At 43.7% G+C, this 20986-nt stretch carries 19 protein-coding genes and 1 tRNA gene; 13 read left to right on the forward strand and 7 right to left on the reverse strand.

Annotation, left to right across the window (positions count from 1 at the left end; translation table 11 throughout):
* Positions 1–134: 134 nt before the first annotated feature.
* The gene (locus BW980_RS13190) at positions 135–1370 is read right to left on the reverse strand and encodes a 3-deoxy-D-manno-octulosonic acid transferase (protein WP_076455701.1); all 1236 of its coding nucleotides are present in this window, start codon (positions 1368–1370) and stop codon (positions 135–137) included.
* 91 nt (positions 1371–1461) lie between these two features.
* Between BW980_RS13190 and BW980_RS13195 the strand changes: the two genes are divergently transcribed.
* The 3 genes from BW980_RS13195 (at position 1462) to BW980_RS13205 (ending at position 4172) form a co-directional block, all read left to right on the forward strand.
* On the forward strand, positions 1462–2616 hold the full coding sequence (locus BW980_RS13195; RefSeq protein ID WP_076455702.1) for a DegT/DnrJ/EryC1/StrS family aminotransferase: 1155 nt from the start codon (positions 1462–1464) through the stop codon (positions 2614–2616).
* Between the two features lie 106 nt (positions 2617–2722).
* On the forward strand, positions 2723–3739 hold the full coding sequence (galE, locus tag BW980_RS13200; RefSeq protein WP_076455703.1) for a UDP-glucose 4-epimerase GalE: 1017 nt from the start codon (positions 2723–2725) through the stop codon (positions 3737–3739).
* Positions 3740–3818: 79 nt separating this feature from the next.
* Positions 3819–4172 (forward strand): hypothetical protein, encoded by a 354-nt coding sequence (locus BW980_RS13205; RefSeq protein WP_076455704.1) that lies wholly within the window; start codon positions 3819–3821, stop codon positions 4170–4172.
* Here BW980_RS13205 and BW980_RS13210 read toward each other — a convergent pair.
* Entirely contained in the window at positions 4169–4705 is a 537-nt protein-coding gene (locus BW980_RS13210) for an alpha-ketoglutarate decarboxylase (protein WP_076456261.1), read from the reverse strand. The genes BW980_RS13205 and BW980_RS13210 overlap by 4 nt on opposite strands.
* A 97-nt stretch (positions 4706–4802) precedes the next feature.
* Between BW980_RS13210 and BW980_RS13215 the strand changes: the two genes are divergently transcribed.
* Positions 4803–7616 carry a 2-oxoglutarate dehydrogenase E1 component gene (locus BW980_RS13215; RefSeq protein ID WP_076455705.1) on the forward strand — a complete coding sequence of 938 codons (2814 nt, stop codon included), beginning with the start codon at positions 4803–4805 and terminating at the stop codon, positions 7614–7616.
* Between the two features lie 48 nt (positions 7617–7664).
* Entirely contained in the window at positions 7665–8882 is a 1218-nt protein-coding gene (odhB, locus tag BW980_RS13220) for a 2-oxoglutarate dehydrogenase complex dihydrolipoyllysine-residue succinyltransferase (protein ID WP_076455706.1), read from the forward strand.
* A 93-nt stretch (positions 8883–8975) separates the two neighbouring features.
* On the opposite strand, the gene BW980_RS13225 is transcribed toward odhB, so the two are convergent.
* Positions 8976–9416: a retropepsin-like aspartic protease gene (locus tag BW980_RS13225; RefSeq protein WP_076455707.1), complete on the reverse strand. Its 441-nt coding sequence runs from the start codon at positions 9414–9416 to the stop codon at positions 8976–8978.
* 37 nt (positions 9417–9453) lie between these two features.
* On the opposite strand from BW980_RS13225, the gene BW980_RS13230 reads away from it, so the two are divergent.
* The 8 genes from BW980_RS13230 (at position 9454) to BW980_RS13265 (ending at position 14860) form a co-directional block, all read left to right on the forward strand.
* Complete coding sequence (locus tag BW980_RS13230; RefSeq protein WP_076455708.1) at positions 9454–10221, forward strand: TatD family hydrolase; 768 nt, start codon at positions 9454–9456, stop codon at positions 10219–10221.
* Positions 10222–10252: 31 nt separating this feature from the next.
* Positions 10253–11284, forward strand: coding sequence for an asparaginase (locus BW980_RS13235; RefSeq protein WP_076455709.1), 1032 nt, complete (start codon positions 10253–10255; stop codon positions 11282–11284).
* A 110-nt stretch (positions 11285–11394) separates the two neighbouring features.
* Positions 11395–11482 (forward strand) — tRNA-Ser (locus BW980_RS13240).
* 250 nt (positions 11483–11732) lie between these two features.
* Positions 11733–12479, forward strand: a complete 747-nt coding sequence (locus tag BW980_RS13245) for a MotA/TolQ/ExbB proton channel family protein (protein ID WP_013993686.1) — start codon at positions 11733–11735, stop codon at positions 12477–12479.
* Positions 12480–12504: 25 nt separating this feature from the next.
* Complete coding sequence (locus BW980_RS13250) at positions 12505–12945, forward strand: hypothetical protein (RefSeq protein ID WP_013993687.1); 441 nt, start codon at positions 12505–12507, stop codon at positions 12943–12945.
* Between the two features lie 15 nt (positions 12946–12960).
* Positions 12961–13587 carry an ExbD/TolR family protein gene (locus tag BW980_RS13255; protein ID WP_076455710.1) on the forward strand — a complete coding sequence of 209 codons (627 nt, stop codon included), beginning with the start codon at positions 12961–12963 and terminating at the stop codon, positions 13585–13587.
* Positions 13588–13608: 21 nt separating this feature from the next.
* The gene (locus BW980_RS13260; protein WP_013993689.1) at positions 13609–14091 is read left to right on the forward strand and encodes an ExbD/TolR family protein; all 483 of its coding nucleotides are present in this window, start codon (positions 13609–13611) and stop codon (positions 14089–14091) included.
* 82 nt (positions 14092–14173) lie between these two features.
* The gene (locus BW980_RS13265; RefSeq protein WP_076455711.1) at positions 14174–14860 is read left to right on the forward strand and encodes a porin family protein; all 687 of its coding nucleotides are present in this window, start codon (positions 14174–14176) and stop codon (positions 14858–14860) included.
* Here the strand turns inward: BW980_RS13265 and BW980_RS13270 are convergent.
* The 4 genes from BW980_RS13270 to BW980_RS13285 all read right to left on the reverse strand — a co-directional run bounded on the left by BW980_RS13270 (position 14855) and on the right by BW980_RS13285 (position 20877).
* Positions 14855–15460 (reverse strand): hypothetical protein, encoded by a 606-nt coding sequence (locus tag BW980_RS13270; protein WP_076455712.1) that lies wholly within the window; start codon positions 15458–15460, stop codon positions 14855–14857. The genes BW980_RS13265 and BW980_RS13270 overlap by 6 nt on opposite strands.
* Positions 15460–16920: an RNA polymerase factor sigma-54 gene (gene rpoN / locus BW980_RS13275; RefSeq protein ID WP_076455713.1), complete on the reverse strand. Its 1461-nt coding sequence runs from the start codon at positions 16918–16920 to the stop codon at positions 15460–15462. Before rpoN ends, BW980_RS13270 begins: the two co-directional genes overlap by 1 nt.
* A 48-nt stretch (positions 16921–16968) precedes the next feature.
* On the reverse strand, positions 16969–18402 hold the full coding sequence (asnS, locus tag BW980_RS13280) for an asparagine--tRNA ligase (RefSeq protein ID WP_076455714.1): 1434 nt from the start codon (positions 18400–18402) through the stop codon (positions 16969–16971).
* A gap of 78 nt (positions 18403–18480) precedes the next feature.
* Positions 18481–20877: an efflux RND transporter permease subunit gene (locus BW980_RS13285; RefSeq protein WP_076455715.1), complete on the reverse strand. Its 2397-nt coding sequence runs from the start codon at positions 20875–20877 to the stop codon at positions 18481–18483.
* Between the last annotated feature and the right edge of the window lie 109 nt (positions 20878–20986).

Genomic DNA, 20986 nt, shown 5'->3' on the forward strand with positions numbered 1-20986 from the left:
GTATGTTCGTTAGTTGAAGTGTTGAAAAAATCGACAAAGAACACAACTGTGGGGAGAGGGGGCAATATTGATGCTTGCCGTTTTTTTTGCTGATGGGCAATAGCGTCGGTAGGGCCGAAGTAGAAAGTTGCTTTTTACAATAATTTACGGATATGATCCATAATCTCTACGCTGGCCCCTTTGTTCTTCGAGATGTAAGAGGCATTTATCTGTCCCGTTTGTTTGCGTAGTTCGGTGTTGTCGAGCAGCTTTTTGAGTAACTCGCCGAAGGTCCATTGGTCTTTGATCGGGTAGATGCCTTTTTGTTTTACCAGGTCTTCGGCTTCCTTGAATCCTTCATAATTTGGGCCGATGATGACGGGAATACCGAAAACGGCAGGTTCCAAGGTGTTGTGCAATCCGGTGGAAAAACCGCCCCCGACGTATGCCATATCGGCGTAACTATATATTTTGGTCAATAATCCGATGTGGTCAATGATCAGTACATCGTAATCACGTAAGTTGTTGTCGGCAATGTTGGAGTAGAGTGTGGTCTTTTTTGTGAATGCTCCGGCCAGCCCTAGGATCTTGTCCTTTTTAATGGTATGGGGCGCCAAAACGTATTTGAGGTTTTTTGGGGCGTTGTTGATGTGGTCGATCAATATGGCTTCGTCTTCCGGCCATGTGCTTCCGGCTACAAAACAAAGCTTGTCGCTTTTGAAGGCCTCCATGAAGTCTAAGCTATTGTCTCGGTCTAATATTTCCGAAACACGGTCTAGACGGGTATCCCCGCTAATGGTAACACGGGTGATCCCAATAGATTGTAGTAGTGTTTTTGAATTTTCGTCCTGAACGAAATAATACGAGAATTTTTTGAGGGTATTTCTCATAAATCCACCGTAGGCCTTAAAATAGGCCTGGTTTTTTTTGAATAGGGCGGAAATCAATATAGATGGAACCTTTTTGCCTTCCAGGGCATACATATAATTGGGCCAAACCTCGTACTTGATAAAAATGGCTAGGTCAGGATGTACCGCCTCTACAAAGCGTGTGGCATTTTTTGCCGTATCCATGGGAAGGTAGGCTACGACATCGGCCGCTGTTGTGTTCTTCTTTACTTCGTATCCGGACGGAGAGAAAAACGTAAGTACGATTTTGTGCGACGGATATTCGGTTTTGAGCCTTTCGATAATAGGAAGCCCTTGTTCGTACTCGCCCAAGGAGGCGGCATGGACCCATAGGGTGTTGTCTTCCTTCGAAATGGCGTTGCCGAGCACCTCAAAAGATTGCTTTCGGCCGTCAACGAACAGCTTGAGCTTTGAACTGAAAAGGGACAAGACTTTCAAGATGTACCAAGAAATCTGAACAATCACATTATAGATGCCGCGCACTGATCGATATTTTGGGCTAAATTACGCTTCTTTACAGAAAATAGTACTGCTTGGTTTCGTATTTTTGCTGTGATCTATTTAATTCATCACGATGAGAAAAATTCAAATGGTCGACTTGGGCGGCCAATACAAGGGGATAAAGGAACAAGTTAATTCGGCTATTGCTACCATTATGGAAACTTCCGCTTTTATAAACGGTCCGGAAGTACGGTCCTTTCAAAAAGAGTTGGAAGACTATCTGGGGGTAAAACACGTTATCCCTTGTGCCAACGGTACCGATGCCTTGCAAATAGCGATGATGGGCCTAGGTCTTAAGCCGGGCGATGAGGTAATTACGGCAGATTTTACATTTGCGGCAACGGTAGAGGTTATCGCACTTTTGCAATTGACCCCGGTCTTGGTCGATGTCGATATGGATTCGTTCAATATCAATATAGAGGCCGTAGAAAAGGCAATTACCCCAAAAACAAAGGCTATAGTGCCAGTACATCTATTCGGGCAATGCGCCAATATGGATGCCATTATGCAATTGGCCGAGAAACACAACCTTTTTGTTATAGAGGATAACGCACAGGCTATAGGGGCCGATTATATTTTTGACGACGGTAGGAAGCAGAAGGCCGGTACGATTGGCCATGTGGGGGCTACCTCCTTTTTTCCTTCAAAGAATTTAGGGGCCTATGGTGATGGCGGTGCCATTTTTACCAATGATGATGAACTTGCGCATACCCTAAGGGGTATCGTAAATCACGGTATGTACGAAAGGTACCATCATGATGTGGTAGGGGTTAACTCTCGATTAGATTCCATTCAGGCGGCCGTCTTAAGGGCGAAATTGCCGAAATTGGATGGGTATTGCGATCGAAGGAGGGCAGCGGCCCGAAGTTATAACCAGGCCTTTAAGGGGCAGCCGAATATAGTAACGCCCCAAACGGTCAAGTGTGAAAAGGAAATATGTGATGATTGCAGTTGTCATGTTTTCCATCAGTATACCTTACGAATCACCAATGGCAAACGCGACGAACTTGTGAAGCATTTGGCGGAGAACGATATTCCTTGTGGCGTGTATTATCCTATCCCGTTACACCGACAAAAAGCCTATGCGGATGAGCGTTATAACGAAGCTGATTTTACGGTAACCAACCAGTTGGTAAAAGAGGTTATTTCCTTGCCGATGCATACCGAATTAGATGATGAGCAAATAAATTTTATTACAAAAACGGTATTAGAGTTTGTGAACGGATAGGCAAGGTCGTATTTTTGTGCCCTTCATTGGGCGTCCCGACCAAGCAATAACTATAAATAATACAATTGCATTCTTGCGGTACTAAGAATGTGGAAAAGCTAAAGATATGAAGATATTAGTGACCGGAGGACTCGGTTTTATTGGGTCTCACACTGTTGTGGAACTTCAGGACAAGGGTTTTGAGGTGGTTGTAATCGATGATTGTTCAAATTCGTCGGAAAAGGTGTTGGAGGGAATTACTTCCATTACGGGAAAAATGCCCTTGTTCGAAAAAATTGACCTAAAGGAAAAGTCGAAAGTAGAAGCTTTTTTTAAGAAGTACCAAGATATAGAAGGGGTTATTCATTTTGCCGCGTCCAAGGCGGTGGGCGAGAGTGTGGAGAAACCGTTGTTGTACTATGAGAACAATATCGGCACCTTGGTGTATTTGTTGAAAGAACTTTCAAAAAAGAATACGTCGAACTTTATTTTTAGTTCGTCGTGCACCGTTTACGGTCAGGCCGACAAGATGCCGATCAGTGAAACCGCTCCTGTCAAGCCTGCGGAATCGCCATATGGCAATACCAAGCAGATAGGTGAAGAGATTATTCGTGATACCTGTGCGGTCACCCAAGGGTTGAACGCTATCGCTTTGCGGTATTTTAATCCTATGGGGGCGCATCCGAGCGGTCATATCGGGGAATTGCCGATAGGGGTACCTCAAAACTTAGTGCCCTTCATAACCCAGACCGGGGTAGGTCTGAGGGAGCAGTTGTCGGTTTTTGGCGATGATTATCCTACGGAAGACGGCACCTGTATTCGTGACTATATCTATGTGGTGGATTTGGCCAAGGCCCACGTTCAGGCGTTGCAGCGACTGTTGGAAGGGAAAAACGAAGAGAACTACGAGGTCTTTAATTTGGGGACCGGAAAAGGCAGCTCGGTATTAGAGGTCATTCATAGTTTTGAACGCGTATCCGGAAAAAAATTGAACTATAAAATTGTCGACCGACGTCCCGGTGATGTGGTCTCTGCCTATGCGGACACGAAAAAAGCCAATGAAGTTTTGGGTTGGAAGGCCGAGTATACCTTGGATGAGGCTATGAAGTCCGCTTGGGACTGGGAGCAAAAAATAAGGGGCTGATATACGGTTTAGACGAGATTTTGCATTTTTTTAGGAGTCAAGGTCGAACCAAAACCCAAATTGGGAACGTAAATAATTCATGGTTTTAAATTTTGACGATAGTAAAGACCTCCTTCAAAATGCAGAGGTCCAACAGTTGTACGGCAAGTTGGTGGCCCAATTGGAAAAGGATTTTAGTCTTGCCAATGTTCATGTAGATCTGTTTCAAGGGATTTCCCCGAACGATTTGGTGACAGTGTTGCGTGAGAAGGTATATTATCTGATTATGGAGCGCTTTTCGGAGTATCTGAATCTTTTGTACATCATTGATGTGCCCGAAAAGGCCTTTAAGGAAATTAAAGTTACCGATGCGGTAGAGGTGGCCGACCAAGTTTCTTTTTTAGTGTTGAAAAGAGAACTGCAAAAGGTATGGCTCAAAGCGAAATACTCCTAGAAATACACCCGTACAAAGGGTAGCCAGGCACTCGCATAAATACTTTTGTTGTCGTCGTACAGCACATCGTACCGTATGCCTATCGTAAAGTTTTGGTCCGTATAGCCGAGCCCTAGAAACAGGCCAGGCGACCAATAGTTTTCGCTGACCGTGGGGAGTCCGTTATACGATATGTTCTGATTGATGCGAAGTTGCTCCAGCTCGGCCGAAATCTGTAAAAAGGGAATGGGGTTGTAGAGTGATAAAATGCTTCCGCCGTAAGCATAGCGGTGATTGGAGTCGAATTTAGCATAGTTGAACGTTAGGCTCACCCCGCTGGCAAATTGCTCGTTGAACTGATAAATGGCACTCGGTGATACCGATGCATTAAAGCCTCCGTTCGTAAATCCGAGACCTAATCCTCCACCAAATCGAACATTATTCCAGAAATTCGTAGGTGTATTCGTGTTTTGTGCGGAACCGCTTATTGCGAAAACTATAAGAAATAGCCCTAAAAAAGTATTTTTTGGGGTCTTAAAAAGTTTTTTAATCATTATCTTTAATTTTTCAATATTGCATACTAAGATACGTTCCAGAAATAGGAAATATTGTATTTTTGTACCCATTTATTTGCATGACAGAGAATCTTCTATGGACAAATATTCCTTTCTAAATACCGCGCATACCTCTTTTTTTGCGGATTTATACGATAAATACCTCAAGAACCCCGATAGCGTAGAGCCAAGTTGGCGCGCCTTTTTTCAAGGTTTTGATTTTGGAACCGAAACAGCTCTTGATGAGTTGGACGTGGAAAGTCTAATGACCGCGAAAGCGGGAGAGAACGGCGTGGTGCAACAAATGCCGGAGTCCTTGCAAAAGGAGTTTCAGGTGATTCGCCTGATAGACGGCTATCGAAGCAGGGGGCATTTATTTACCAAAACGAATCCGGTTCGCGAGCGAAGACAATATGAGCCGAGCCTTGATCTCGAGAATTTCGGACTCTCACCGGCCGATTTGGATACGGTCTTCAGTGCAGGTGAAATCATCGGTATCGGTGCGAACAGCTTGAGGGGGATTATTGAGCACCTGAAGCGTATTTATTGTGATGCCATAGGAGTGGAGTATATGTATATTCGAAAGCCAGAGCGCGTCGAATGGATCCAGAACTGGCTCAATGTTAACGATAACCATCCGAAATTCAATGCGGAGCACAAGCGTCGCATCTTAAAGAAATTGAACCAAGCCGTCTCTTTTGAAAGCTTTTTGCATACCAAGTACGTTGGGCAAAAACGCTTTTCATTGGAAGGGAACGAATCGTTGATACCGGCACTCGATGCCGTTGTGGAGCGGGCCGCCGAATTGGGCGTAGAGCAGTTTGTTATGGGTATGGCCCACAGGGGTCGACTTAACGTGCTTACCAATATTTTCGGAAAGGCCGCCAAGGATATTTTTAGTGAATTTGACGGTAAGGATTACGAGCAGGAAATCTTTGACGGTGATGTAAAATATCATTTAGGGTGGACATCGGAACGCAAGACCGATAACGGTAATCGAATAAAAATGAATATTGCGCCCAATCCATCGCATTTGGAAACCGTGGGTGCGGTTGTAGAAGGTATAACACGGGCCAAGCAAGATGCCCATTTTCCTGACGATTTTTCAAAAGTACTTCCTATAGTGGTACACGGTGACGCGGCTATTGCAGGTCAAGGCCTAGTGTACGAAGTGGTGCAAATGGCCAATCTTGATGGCTATAAAACCAATGGTACCATACATATCGTGGTCAATAATCAAATCGGTTTTACGACGAACTACCTTGATGCACGTAGTTCTACCTATTGTACCGACGTGGGTAAGGTAACCTTGTGCCCTGTGTTGCACGTAAATTCCGATGATGCCGAAGCTGTGGTACATGCGTCTTTGTTCGCTTTGGAGTACCGTATGCGTTTCAATAGGGATGTATTTATCGATTTATTAGGGTATAGAAAATATGGGCATAATGAAGGTGATGAGCCTCGTTTTACCCAACCCAAGTTATACAAGGCCATTGCCAAACATCAAAATCCGCGTGATATTTATGCGGAGAGATTGCTTGAGGAAGGGGTTATAGAAGCCGATTTTGTCAAAGGTCTTGAAGAAGAGTACAAAGCTTCCTTGGAAGAGGAACTTGAAGATTCGCGTAAAGAGGATAAAACGGAGATTACCCCGTTTATGGCCGATGAATGGAAAGGCTTTGCCAATGTTCGGGAGTGGGAGATGATGGAGCGTGTCGATACGACTTTCGATAAAAAGGAACTGACTAAAATTGCCAAGGTACTCACAGAACTTCCTTCCGACAAGAAGTTCTTGAGAAAGGTTGAAAAACTGGTGCGCGATCGTAAAAAAATGTTCTTCGAAACCGATAGGTTAGACTGGGCTATGGGTGAATTATTGGCCTATGGTACCTTGTTGAAAGAAGGCTACGCGGTTCGTATGTCAGGTCAAGATGTTGAGCGCGGTACCTTTTCGCACAGACATGCCGTAATGAAGGTTGAAGAGAGCGAGGAGGAAGTGATGCTGTTGAACCATATTGGGGAAAAGCAAGCTAAATTTCAAATCTACAACTCCTTACTTTCGGAATACGGCGTGGTTGGTTTTGATTACGGATATGCCATGGCGAGCCCGAATACGTTGACCATTTGGGAGGCGCAGTTTGGAGATTTTAGCAACGGCGCCCAAATCATGATCGACCAATACATTTCGGCGGCCGAAGATAAGTGGAAGTTGCAGAACGGATTGGTAATGTTGCTTCCCCATGGATATGAGGGGCAGGGAGCAGAGCATTCTTCCGCCCGTATGGAGCGATATTTGCAGCTTTGTGCCCGTGATAATATGTATATAGCCGATGTGTCTACCCCGGCCCAAATGTTCCATATCTTAAGAAGGCAAATGAAGGTCAATTTCAGAAAACCTTTGATTGTCTTTACGCCCAAAAGTCTGTTGCGTCACCCAAAGGCGGTGTCTACGGTAGATGAATTGGCTTCGGGTTATTTTCAGGAAGTAATCGATGATGCTACGGCCAGCGTAGATAAGGTGAAGACCTTGGTATTCTGTACGGGTAAGTTTTATTATGACTTGCTTGCGGCCAAGGAAGAACAGGGAAGGGATGATGTGGCCTTGGTTCGTGTGGAGCAGTTGTTTCCCTTGCCATCGGAAAGAATGAAAGAGGTGATAGCGAAATATAAGAAGGCCGATGATTTGGTCTGGGCCCAAGAAGAGCCTAGAAACATGGGGGCCTGGAGTCATATGATGATGCATTTTAGCGATTCCGACAAATTCAGGGTGGCTTCTAGAAGATTCTATGCTTCGCCAGCAGCGGGTAGTGCCGTTCGTTCCAAAATGAGACATCAGCAAGTGATAGATTATGTGTTCGATAAGAGCAAGGATAATATGTCAAAACCAATGCCCAAGCCAAGCAAGGGGTAAGAAAAAGGTTGTTCAAATAGTTTAGATAACATAGCAAATAAGAATAGCATGATATTAGAAATGAAAGTCCCATCTCCGGGCGAATCTATCACCGAAGTTGAAATAGCGGAATGGTTGGTAGAAGATGGCGATTACGTTGAAAAAGACCAAGCCATTGCCGAAGTAGATTCCGATAAGGCGACTTTAGAGCTTCCGGCCGAAGCGAGCGGGGTAATTACCCTTAAGGCTGAAGTTGGTGATGCTGTTGCCGTTGGTGAAGTGGTTTGTTTGATAGATACCGATGCGGCCAAGCCTGAAGGTGCGGAGAAAGAAGTAAGTGAACCGAAAAAAGAGCAGCCGAAGCAAGAGGAGGCTAAGGCTCCACAACCGGCTCAGGCCAAGGAAACCTATGCTTCTGGAGTGGCTTCGCCCGCTGCTAAAAAGATATTAAGTGAAAAAGGTATAGACGCTTCCGCAATAAAAGGTAGTGGAAAAGATGGTCGTATAACCAAGGATGATGCGGTCAAGGCCGTGCCTTCAATGGGTAGCCCAACAGGTGGAAATAGGGGCGAGAGTCGTTCTAAATTATCTATGTTGCGTAGAAAGGTCGCTGAACGTTTGGTGTCCGCCAAGAACGAAACGGCTATGCTTACCACCTTTAACGAGGTTGATATGTCGCCTATTTTCGAACTTAGAAAACAATATAAGGAAGACTTCAAAAGTAAACACGGCGTAGGTTTGGGCTTTATGTCCTTCTTTACCAAAGCAGTGGTTCGTGCGTTACAAATGTATCCGGCCGTGAATTCTATGATAGACGGAAAGGAAATGATCACTTACGATTTCTGTGATATCAGTATTGCGGTCTCTGGGCCTAAGGGATTGATGGTTCCTGTTGTCAGGAATGCGGAGAACCTTACATTCAGGGGTATTGAGGCAGAAGTAAAAAGATTGGCCATCCGTGCTCGCGAGGGTGAGATTACGGTTGATGAAATGACCGGTGGTACGTTTACGATAACCAATGGTGGTGTTTTTGGTTCAATGTTGTCGACTCCGATCATCAACCCGCCACAAAGTGCTATTTTAGGAATGCACAACATTGTGGAAAGACCTATCGTAAGGGATGGGGGGATAGCCATTGCTCCCATAATGTACGTTGCCTTGTCATATGATCACCGTATCATTGACGGTAAGGAGTCCGTAGGATTTTTGGTAGCGATCAAGGAAGCCTTGGAGAGTCCTGAGGAATTGTTGATGGATGGTAATGTAAAGAAAGCTTTGGAGATGTAGGAATACGGCTCTTTATATGATATGGCCCCGAAGATGATATACATTTTCGGGGCTTTTTTTATGCGAAGTTTTGAAAGGCCCGGCTAGGGATGACTATTTTCTTAAATAAACGCAGTATTTTTCATAGTCGATAATGGCTTTGCCCTGTTTTAAGACGTCGGCCCCGATAATACCGTCTACGGGTAATGCGTTTTGTGCGCTTAGGGCTTCGTTAACATGTACGAGGTCAAAGAGTACGATTTTTAGGTTTTTCTTTTTCCATTGGCCTATTTCGATTTTATTTTTTGAAGAGATAAGGGTCTCCATGTTGGTGGCCCCGGCTCCGGCCGCTTTTACTTCCGAAGTCTCGGATGCTAGTCCGAATCGGCTTATCTTGTCTATGTCGATGCAGGTGTTCGAGGCGCCGGTGTCGAGGATGAACCTTCCTGAAATACCGTTTATTTTGGCCGATATTTCAAAGTGGTCGGTGTTTGTAAGTTTTAGGGTGGTCGGGGTGTAGTTTTTTTTCCGAAGAAATCTTTTCAGGGAAGACATGTATTCTTTTTGTCAAAGATAAGGCTATTTTTGCAGCATGATACTAACGGATACCCATACACATTTATACAGTGAAGCCTTCGATGAAGATAGGGAGGCTGTTATTGAAAAGGCCATGGCGCTAGGTGTTAAACGGTTTTTTATACCCGCTATCGATTCTACGTATACCGAGGCCATGTTTGAGTTGGAGAAGTCACATCCTGAAAATATTTTTTTGATGATGGGGCTCCATCCTACACATGTAAAGGAAAGCTATAAGGAGGAATTACGGCATGTTGGGGAAATGTTGGCCCAGCGAAAGTTTTATGCAGTCGGTGAAATAGGGATGGACCTGTATTGGGATAAAACTTTTCTCAAGGAACAGCAAGAGGCCTTTCGTACGCAAATACAATTGGCCAAAAAATATAAACTGCCCATAGTTATCCATTGTCGGGATGCCTTCGATGAGGTTTTTGAAGTGCTTGAAAGTGAAAAGGACGACGGACTCTACGGTGTTTTTCACTGTTTTACCGGGAATTTGGAACAGGCGCAAAAAGCCATTGGTTATAATATGATGCTCGGGATTGGTGGGGTCGTGACCTTTAAGAACGGAAAGATCGATACCTTTTTGGCCGAGATTCCATTAAAAAACATCGTACTGGAGACCGATTCGCCCTATTTGGCACCGGTTCCTTATCGTGGAAAAAGAAATGAGAGTGCCTATTTGATGCAGGTGGTCGAGAAGCTTGCCGACTTGTATGGGCTTCCTACTGAGACGGTGGCCGAGCTTACTACGGAAAATTCGAAGCGTGTCTTTGGGGTTTGAGAAGTTACTTGAATATAAAAATTGTTGGTCGATGAAACAAAGTAGCATCCTATTGATATATACCGGGGGTACCATTGGTATGGTGAAAGATTATGCTTCCGGGGCGTTAAGGGCTTTTAATTTTGATAAATTACTGGAGAGTATCCCGGAAATCAAACAACTTGATTGTCATGTCGACTCGGTTTCTTTTAAGGGGCCGATCGATTCCTCGAATATGAATCCGTCGCATTGGGTGCAGATCGCTACCTTGATCGAGGAACATTATGATTCGCATGATGGTTTTGTAGTGTTGCACGGTAGCGATACTATGAGTTATACGGCTTCGGCCTTAAGTTTTATGCTTGAAAATTTGGGGAAACCCGTGATTTTTACAGGCTCTCAATTGCCTATTGGCGATTTAAGAACGGATGCCAAGGAGAACCTGATAACCTCTATTCAGATTGCCGCCTTGCGAAAGAAAAATAAACCTGTGGTTCAGGAAGTCGGACTTTATTTTGAATATAAGCTGTATCGGGCCAACCGAACCACTAAAATAAATGCCGAGCATTTTCAGGCTTTTGCCTCGTTAAATTATCCCGAGTTGATCGAATCTGGGGTGTTTTTGAAGGTGAGTGAAGAATATCTTTTGCGAAATAGGGGGCGAAAAAAGTTTACGGTACACAAGGAAATGGATCAAAATGTCGCGATTTTGAAGTTGTTTCCCGGTATTGGGCCGCTCGTTTTGCAAAGTGTAGTGTGTATTCCGGGCTTGAAAGCATTGGTTTTGGAGACTTATGGTGCCGGAAATGCCCCAACGGAAGCTTGGGTAATCGATATTTTAAGGGAGGCGAAAGAAAAAAATATTCATATTGTAAATGTTACCCAGTGCTCTGGGGGAAGTGTTTCAATGGGGCGCTATGAAACGAGTAAGCAGTTGGAAGAGCTGCAAGTAATTAATGGTAAAGACATTACGACCGAGGCGGCCGTGGCCAAGCTGATGTATCTGTTGGGCTGTAATGTTTCCCCGAAATTGTTCAAATCGATATTCGAGACCTCCCTGCGCGGTGAAATCGAAGAAAATTAGCAATTTTAATTTCTTCAACTAATATTTTTTTTGTTATTTGGGCACCCCTTAAAAAGGGTGATCTTGTCTGGTCTGTTTTTTATTTGAAATGGACGGGGCGGGTTAGATTTAGAGAGGTGGCCGAGTGGTCGAAGGCGCACGCCTGGAAAGTGTGTATACACCAAAAGTGTATCGAGGGTTCGAATCCCTTCCTCTCTGCGAGAACAAAAAGGAATTTTCAGTATAGAATAGAATAGTTTAGACTGGAAATTTTGTAAGTTTAGTTTCTGTATGTAAAATGGAAGTCTGCGCTTGGTCCTATCAAGTCGCTATAATAGTGCGAAAGGCCTATTAGGATGTCTTGTGCTGTATTTGGCCCTACTTCCCCGATGCAACGAAGTTTTACTTTTTTTATTGTGATTTTTTTTTATCTTTAACCCTATTAAATAACTAATTTAAGTTTGAACAAATGAAAAAATTATCCTCTATCCTAGCCGTGGGCGGGTTGTTTGTAATGAGTACAAATACTGTTAATGCAATGGCTACTGCAGCAACAATGCTACAAGATGCCCCTGCCGAAGCTGAAGCAGGTTTTACCCAAGTATTGAAAGAAATGTTTATACAAGGTGGTGCCGGCTTCATGGGTATTGTTCTTTTGTGTTTGATTCTTGGTTTGGCCGTGGCCATCGAAAGAATCATCTATTTGAATATGGCAACTACAAACACCGCTAAACTTAGACAACAAGTTGAAGATGCTTTGGCATCCGGAGGTGTTGAGGCTGCAAAAGAAGTTTGTAGAAACACAAAAGGTCCTGTTGCTTCTATTTATTACCAAGGTTTGGATAGGGCTGGAGAGAGTATTGAATCCGCTGAAAAAGCTGTTGTTGCTTACGGTGGCGTTCAAATGGGTCAATTGGAGAAAAACGTTTCTTGGTTGTCTTTGTTTATCGCTGTTGCGCCTATGCTTGGTTTCATGGGTACGGTAATCGGTATGATTCAGGCCTTCCAGAAAATTAGTGCTGTTGGTAACTTGAGTGCATCCCTTATTGCAGGTGATATCCAGGTAGCGTTATTGACAACTGTATTTGGTCTTATTACTGCTATTATCCTTCAGATTTTCTATAACTACATCATTGCTAAAATCGATAGCATCGTTAATGATATGGAAGATTCTTCTATCGTTTTGATAGATATGTTGGTGGATCACAAAAAATAAGTCGCACAACTTAATACCTTAAATTATGCACAAAATAATAAAGATTATATTGGTCGTTGTGGGCTTGATAGGCGCTGCCTTGTGGTTCATGCTTCCAGAGTCTGAAATGCCTGCTTCCGAAGCGATCAATAACGGAGCGCTTAACGCGATGTTCATGATTACGTGGTTGCTATTGGGAATAGCCATAGTGTCCAGCGTTGTGTTCGCCCTTAAGAATCTATTTTCGAATCCTGCTAGCTTAAAGAAATCCCTTTTCGTAGTCGTAGGTTTTCTTTTGGTAATCGGTATCGGCTATGTAATGGCCAGTGGTACTGATGTCAATATTCAGGAAATGGCTGATAGAGGTGTGTCTACCAATGAGTCTGAAATCAAGCAGATCGGAGCTGGTATAAATGTGTTTTTCATATTGACCCTTGTAGCCGTAGGAGCTATGCTTTGGGGCGGTGTGAGAAAGATGATAAAATAATTAAAAGATAAAACTATGCCAAGAAGAGGAGCACCACCAGAGGTAAACGCCGGTTCCATGGCAGACATAGCATTCTTACTGCTTATATTTTTCTTGGTCACCACGACCATTGAAACGGATGCAGGTTTGGATCGTATGTTGCCACCTATAGAGCCACCTACCGAAGCACCGCCAATCATTAAGGAGAAGAATATCTTTACGGTCAACATTAACCGTAACGGTCAACTGTTAGTCGAAGACGAGCTTACCGATATCAAAAGTTTGAGAGAAAAAGCGATCGCTTTTCTCGATAACGGTGGCGCGCCATCGGGCTCTCCTGACTACTGTAGCTACTGTAAAGGCAAAAGATTATCCGATTCATCGGATAACCCTACTAAGGCGATTATATCTCTTAAAAACGACCGTGAAACAAAGTATGGTACCTACATAACAGTTCAAAACGAATTGGTAGGGGCGTATAATGAGTTGCGTAACCGTGAGGCACAACGTCTTTATAAAAGGGACTTTACCGATATGGAAGCGGAGTACCTTAATCCAGAAACCGAATCTAGTAGAAAAGAGGATCTTAAAGAGAAGGTGAAGCGGATTCAGGAATTGTTTCCACAGAAGTTGTCCGAGGCGGAGACCGATTCAAGTAATTAATAAGAGCTTAAAACAAAATATATGTCAAAGTTTGCAAAGAAAAAAGACGCCGGTTTACCAGCTGTAAACACTGCATCGTTACCTGATATTGTATTTATGCTTTTATTTTTCTTCATGACCGTAACGGTGATGAAAGACAATACCTTGAAAGTAGAGAATACTCTGCCAAACGCCAGTGAGACCAAGAAACTGGAAAAGAAAGATAGGGTTATATACATTTACGTTGGGGAACCAACTTCTCAGTATAAGGCTCAGTTCGGTGAAGAGGCAAGAATTCAATTGAACGATAAGTTCTCATCGCCTAATGAAGTAGGGGACTATATTTTGCAGGAAAGAGCTAAAAAGCCTCAAGAATTGCAGAATGTATTGACTACTGCTTTGAAGGTAGATAAGAATGCTAATATGGGACTCATTTCCGATATTAAACAAGAATTGCGAAAGGTTAATGCCCTTAAAGTCAACTATACGACTTATGATGGTGATGCCTTCAACAATTTACAATAGTATTTTTTCAAACTATAGTTAGAATATATGAACGCTTCGGATTCTTTTCCGAAGCGTTTTTTATTTGCTTATTTTTGACCCCATGATGAAGCCTTGTTTTTATGTGCTGATGTTTTTGTGCTGTGCAAACGTAACGGCGCAGGCGGTCAATGATTCTGTAGTTTCCGATGAACGATATCTCGAAGATCAGTTTTATATTGGTATTACCTATAACTTTCTTGTGGCCCAGCCTGAGAGTGTAAGCCAACGCAACCTTTCTTACGGCTTACAAGCGGGTTTTATAAAGGATATTCCCTTTAATCATAGTAGAACTACCGCGCTTGGAATTGGCCTAGGATATGGCGTTTATTCGTATTATAGTAACCTTTTGGCAAGCGAGACGGCCGATGGTGTGGTCTATAGTGTGATAGGCGATGGTTTTAAACGAAATAAAGTCGAGACCCATATGTTGGAGATACCGTTAGAGGTGAGGTGGCGTAACTCTACGCCTTCGGAGTATAAGTTCTGGCGTGTATATGCGGGAGTGAAATTCGGTTATGTATTCGGTGGTAGATCTAAACTCGTGCCGAATGATACTCCTAAAGTCTCCTTTTACAATAATGATATCAGGGATTTTCATTATGGTATTACCTTAAATTTTGGGTATAATACCTTCAATCTGCATGCGTATTACGCATTGAACGGCCTCTTTAATGATGGGGTAGTTTTGGGTGACGAAAGTTTGAATTCGAAGCCGCTTAGAATAGGACTTATCTTCTATATCCTATAACCAAAAACGTATCGTCAGTAGTTGGGACAGAAGCCCAATAAAAAAACCTAGAACAAGTTCTATTGGGGTGTGCGCGTTTAGGTATAATCTAGAGGTCGCCACTAAACCGGTGAGTAGTGTGGCGATACTGATGGCCAATGTGATGTTCACCTCAAAGTGAATGCTAAGGCTGGTCAAGAACATGACCAGGCTACCCATACCCATAAGGTGCATGCTTATCTTTGTTTTGAAGAATAAAAGGGTCAATGCCGTCAATGCGGCTATGACAAGACCTACAAAGTAGAAATAGAGCTCTACGATGTTGGAGTGGGGGATGATTTTATATATGACAAAGAGCAATAGTATGATGTGAACGTACATGGGGTATTTGCGTTCTTTCAGGTCGCTCATAAAAACACTACTGGCCAGACCGAGGTTTCTCAATATAAAATACGTGATTATCGGAATGATTACCGTGAGTACGAAAATGGGGAAAAAGAAGGCGCCTTGAGCGCTCAGGGGTGTGTATTTCGGCGTAATGAGAAAATAGGCTACCGTACCTGCCACCGGTATGAATAAAGGGTGGAAAATATAGGATATGGCTTTTAAAAGGACCTTCATTAAATCTGTTTGCGCAGCCTAGCTACCGGAATGTCGAGTTGTTCCCTGTACTTGGCAACGGTTCGCCGGGCAATCGGATACCCTTTTTCTTTAAGCAGCGCTGCCAATTTATCGTCGGTAAGGGGTTTTTTCTTCGATTCTTCCCCAATGACCGTTTCAAGGATTTTCTTTATTTCCTTGGTAGATACGTCTTCCCCTTGGTCGTTTTTCATCGATTCGGAAAAGAATTCCTTAATGAGTTTGGTGCCGTAAGGGGTGTCAACATACTTGCTGTTGGCTACGCGCGATACGGTAGAGACGTCCATTTCTATTTCGTCGGCAATATCCTTTAGAATCATGGGTCTCAGGTTCCGTTCGTCACCCGTAAGAAAGTATTCCGACTGGTACTGCATTATGGCATTCATGGTGATGAACAAGGTCTGTTGACGTTGTCGAATGGCATCAATAAACCATTTTGCCGCATCGAGCTTTTGCTTGATGAACATAACGGTGTCTTTCTGGGATTTGGACTTCTTCTTGGCGTCTTTATATCCCTTTAGCATATTGCTGTACTCCCTCGATACGTGAAGTTCCGGGGCGTTTCTTCCGTTCAGGCTAAGTTCTAGTTCACCGTCTACGATCCGGATGGAGAAATCCGGGACAACATGCTCCACCATGCGGTTGTTTCCTGAATAGGAGCCGCCGGGCTTTGGGTTTAGCTTTTCGATCTCACTAATGGCTTCCCTAAGCTGCTCTTCTGAAATATTGTATTTCTGAATAAGCTTTTTGTAGTGCTTTTTGGTAAACTGTTCAAACGACTTTTCGAGAATGGTAATCGCCAGTTCAATACTTGGCGAGCTTTCTTTTCTCTTGAGTTGAATGATGAGGCATTCTTCCAATGAACGTGCGCCAACCCCTGGGGGGTCGAGTTTTTGAACAATTTTCAATACCCGTTCTACCGTTTCTTCGTCGGTGTATATGTTTTGGGTAAACGCTAGGTCGTCGGTTATGTCTGAGAGCGGTCTTCTGATATAACCGCTTTCGTCTACGCTACCGACAAGAAATTCGGCAATGCTCCACTCGTCATCACTAAGATATACGGTGTTCATTTGGCTCAGTAAGTACTGATTGAACGAAGTGCCCGCCGCGTAGGGGACGTTCTTTTCTTCGTCATCGGCACTATAGTTGTTGGCCTTTGTTCTGTAGTCGGGTATTTCGTCGTCGCTTAGGTAATCGTCGATGTTGATGTCTTCGGTGGATATGATCTCACTGTCGGCCTCGTCGTTTTCGTAAGTGTCGGCAAATTCGTCGTCAATGGAGTCCGATTCCTCTTTGCCTCCTTCCAATGCAGGGTTTTCTTCCAATTCTTGTTTAAGACGTTGCTCAAAGGCCTGTGTAGGCAATTGAATCAACTTCATAAGCTGTATCTGCTGGGGAGATAGCTTTTGCGATAATTTGAACTGTAAGTGTTGTTTTAGCATTGGGGTCTAAAATTCGTTTTGCCTGCCTTCTAAGTTAGCGAATTCTTGCTAAAATTCTGCATTCTGCGGTGTTCTTGGAAAAGGAATTACGTCCCTAATGTTGCCCATGCCCGTAGCGAACAGCACCAAGCGTTCAAATCCTAGGCCGAAACCACTATGCACCGCACTACCGAATTTTCTCAAGTCTAGGTACCACCATAGTTCTTCTTCGTCAATGCCCAGTGACGCCATCTTTTCTTTCAGGACGTCAAGGCGTTCTTCACGTTGAGATCCACCTACGATTTCACCTATGCCCGGGAATAGGATGTCCATGGCACGAACCGTCTTTCCGTCTTCGTTGAGACGCATGTAGAAAGCTTTGATCTTTGCCGGATAATCGAACAAGATGACGGGGCATTTAAAATGTTTTTCCACTAAAAAGCGTTCGTGTTCACTCTGTAGGTCCGCTCCCCATTCGTTAATGGGGTATTGGAATTTTTTCTTTTTGTTCGGTTTGCTGTTTCTCAAGATATCGATGGCCTCTGTATACGATACGCGCATAAAATTGTTCTCGGCAACGAACTTGAGCTTTTCGATTAAGGCCATCTCACTGCGTTCGGCCTGTGGTTTGGTTTTCTCTTCGTCTAATAAACGTTTTTCAAGAAACTGTAGGTCGTCTTGGCAATTGTCAAGAACGTATTTGATAACGCTTTTTATGAAGTCTTCGGCGAGATCCATGTTGGCGTCTAGGTCAAAGAAGGCCATTTCGGGCTCTATCATCCAAAATTCGGCCAAGTGCCTTGATGTGTTACTGTTTTCTGCACGGAAAGTAGGGCCGAAGGTGTAGACCTTGCCCAAGGCCATGGCATAGGTTTCGGCTTCCAATTGGCCGGAAACCGTTAAGTTGGTCTCTTTTCCGAAGAAATCTTCTTTATAGTTTACGTTTCCATCCTCGTCTAGGGGTGGATTTTTGTCGTCCAATGTGCTTACCTTGAACATTTCACCGGCGCCTTCGGCATCGGATCCGGTTATGATCGGTGCGTGAAAGTAATAAAAGCCGTTTTGTTGAAAATATTGGTGAATGGCAAAAGATAGGGCCGAGCGTACGCGCATTACCGCAGCGAACGTGTTGGTGCGTATACGTAGATGCGCCTTTTCGCGCAAAAACTCCAAAGAGTGTTTTTTGGGTTGGATAGGGTAGGTCTCCGGATCGGCGCCGCCGTGGACCTTTAGGTCTTTTACTTGGATCTCTACGCTTTGTCCCCTGCCTTGGCTTTCTACAAGGGTCCCTGATATTTTAAGGGCAGCACCCGTATTGATTTGCTTTAGAAGACTCTCGTCAAATGATTCAAAATCGACAACACACTGGATATTGTTGATGGTGGATCCGTCGTTCAAAGCTATGAAACGATTACTTCTGAAGGTTTTGACCCATCCGTTGACGGTTACCTCTTGTAATAAATAATTTTCCGAAAGCAGTTCTTTTACGCTGTACGATTTCATTTGAGTCACTTGAAAATTGAAGGGCAAAGATAAGTTTTTGGACAAAAGAATCCGTGCTAATGAGGGGTTAAATCAACCTCATTTTTTAGGGTTCTCGTCTTCACCTTGCGGTAGAATATTGATTTGTGGCTTTTTTAAGATTTTTTTACTCGCAATATTTCGCTCTAAAGACAACAAAAGCGAAGGCAACAAAATCAGGTTGGCCAGCATGGCGAACATCAAGGTGGCCGAAACGAGGGCTCCAAGGGCTACGGTGCCCCCAAAATTTGAAATGATGAATACCGAGAATCCGAAGAAAAGCACAATGGAGGTATAGAACATGCTAACCCCTGTTTCGCGCAAGGCGGCATAGACCGATTTTCGGATGTGCCATCTGTTCGCTATCAGTTCTTGACGGTATTTGGCCAAGAAGTGAATGGTGTCGTCAACCGATATTCCGAAAGCGATACTGAATACCAGTATGGTAGACGGTTTTATGGGTACGCCTACAAAGCCCATGACTCCCGCGGTAATTACCAAGGGCAATAGGTTCGGGATCAATGAAATGACGATCATTCGGAACGAACGGAAGAGATAGGCCATAAAAAGGGCTATCAAGAATATGGCGAAGGCCAATGAGAGTACTAAATTCTTTACGAGATATTTGGTACCCTTTAAGAACAAAAGGGCGCTACCGGTCATGTAAACGTTGTAGCGGTCAGGTGGGAAGAACTTGTTGATGTTCTCGTTCAACCTTTCTTCAATTTGCTCCATGCGATCGGTCTTTACGTCTTGCATGAAGGTGGTGATACGCGCCGTTTGACCAGTGCTGTCGACGAAGTTCTTGAGCAGGTTGCCGTTGCCTCCGGAGTTTTGCGCCACTTTCATGATAAAGTTGTTCTCTTGCGAAGTGGGCAATTGGTAGTATTTTGGGATACCGTTGTAAAAGGCTTGCTTCGAATATTTTACCAGGTTAACGACCGAGATGGGTTGCGATAGTTCAGGAATCTCCATGATCACATCGCTTAATTGGTCCATTCGTTTGAGGTTGGCCGGCTTTAAAACCCCCTTGGGTTTTTTGGTATCGATGACAATTTCTACGGGCATAATACCGTCGAACTCTTGCTCGAAGAAGCGGATGTCCTTAAAGAATTGCGCATTTTTGGGCATGTCTTCGATAGGGCTCCCCGATATCTGGATCTGATAGATGCCGATGATACTGGCTACTAAAAGAATAATAGATACGATATAAACCGAAATCCTGTGGTTTCTTACAATGCGTTCCATCCAGTTGACAAAGGCATCGATCCATTTCTTGTTGAGATGCTTAAGGTGCCTTGTCTTGGGAAGGGATAAGAAACTATAGATGATAGGAATGATCAATAAGGAAAGAATAAAAATACCAATGATATTGATCGAAGCTACGATTCCGAATTCCTTGAGCAGTTTGCTATCGGTAATGATAAAGGTGGCAAAACCGGAAGCCGTCGTCATATTCGTCATCAAGGTGGCATTCCCGATTTTGGAAATTACCCTTTGAAGTGAAAGGGCCTGGTTGCCATGTTTCTTTACTTCCTGCTGGTACTTGTTAATCAAGAAAATACAGTTAGGTATACCGATAACGATGATCAAAGGCGGGATCAAGGCGGTAAGCACGGTTATTTCGTACTGTAAGAGGCCTAAAATGCCAAAGGCCCACATCACTCCGATGATCACCACGCACATTGAAATTAGGGTGGCCCTAAAACTTCTAAAAAAGAAAAAGAAAATCAAGGAGGTGACCCCAAGGGCGGCCAGAATGAATTTGCCGATCTCATCTATGATGTTCTGCGAGTTCATGGTACGTATGTAGGGCATGCCCGATACACGTACGTCGAGGCCGGTTTCCTCTTCGAATTTTTCCACCAAATGGGTCAGGTCCTCTAAAATAAAATCTTTACGGACCGTAGTGTTGATGATGTCCTTGTCTAAGTTGACAACGGTTCTTACCGTTCCACTTTCTTTGTTGAAAAGCAAATTGTCGTAAAAAGGAAGGTCGTTGAAAAGATGGTTCTTTATGCTATCTATTTCCTGTTTCGACTTTATTTGCGAACGAATAAGGGGTTCAAGTACGAACTTTTGGTTTTCGTTGTCCTTTTTGAGTTCTTGAAGATTGTCGAGAGAAAGCACAAAATCAACCTCGGGAAAAGCGGCAAGCTGCTTACTGAATTTATTCCATCTATTGATTTTGTCTGGGGTAAAAAGAGAGGAATCGTGAATGGCAAAAACTACGGCATTGCCTTCTTCACCGAATTTTTTTAGAAATGCACGGTATTCAAGGTTGACCGGATGGTGGTCGGGCAATAGGTTGGCCTGGGTGTTGCTAAAGCGCATATTCTTCCACTGCATGCCCATAAAGACGGTGAAAGCAATGATTAGAATAAGTATTAAAATGCGATTACGGAGAATTATACTCGCTGTCTTTTCCCAAAAACCTTGTTTAAGTTTCGCTGCCATCGTTCAATTTTACCGAGCGCAAAGGTATAGAATGATCGGGAGTGTACCTAAAATGTAATATTTTATTAACGTATCTGTAAATGAAAAAAGCAACCCTAGGGCTGCTTTT

Source organism: Zobellia uliginosa (assembly GCF_900156625.1).
Taxonomy (GTDB): Bacteria; Bacteroidota; Bacteroidia; order Flavobacteriales; family Flavobacteriaceae; genus Zobellia; species Zobellia uliginosa.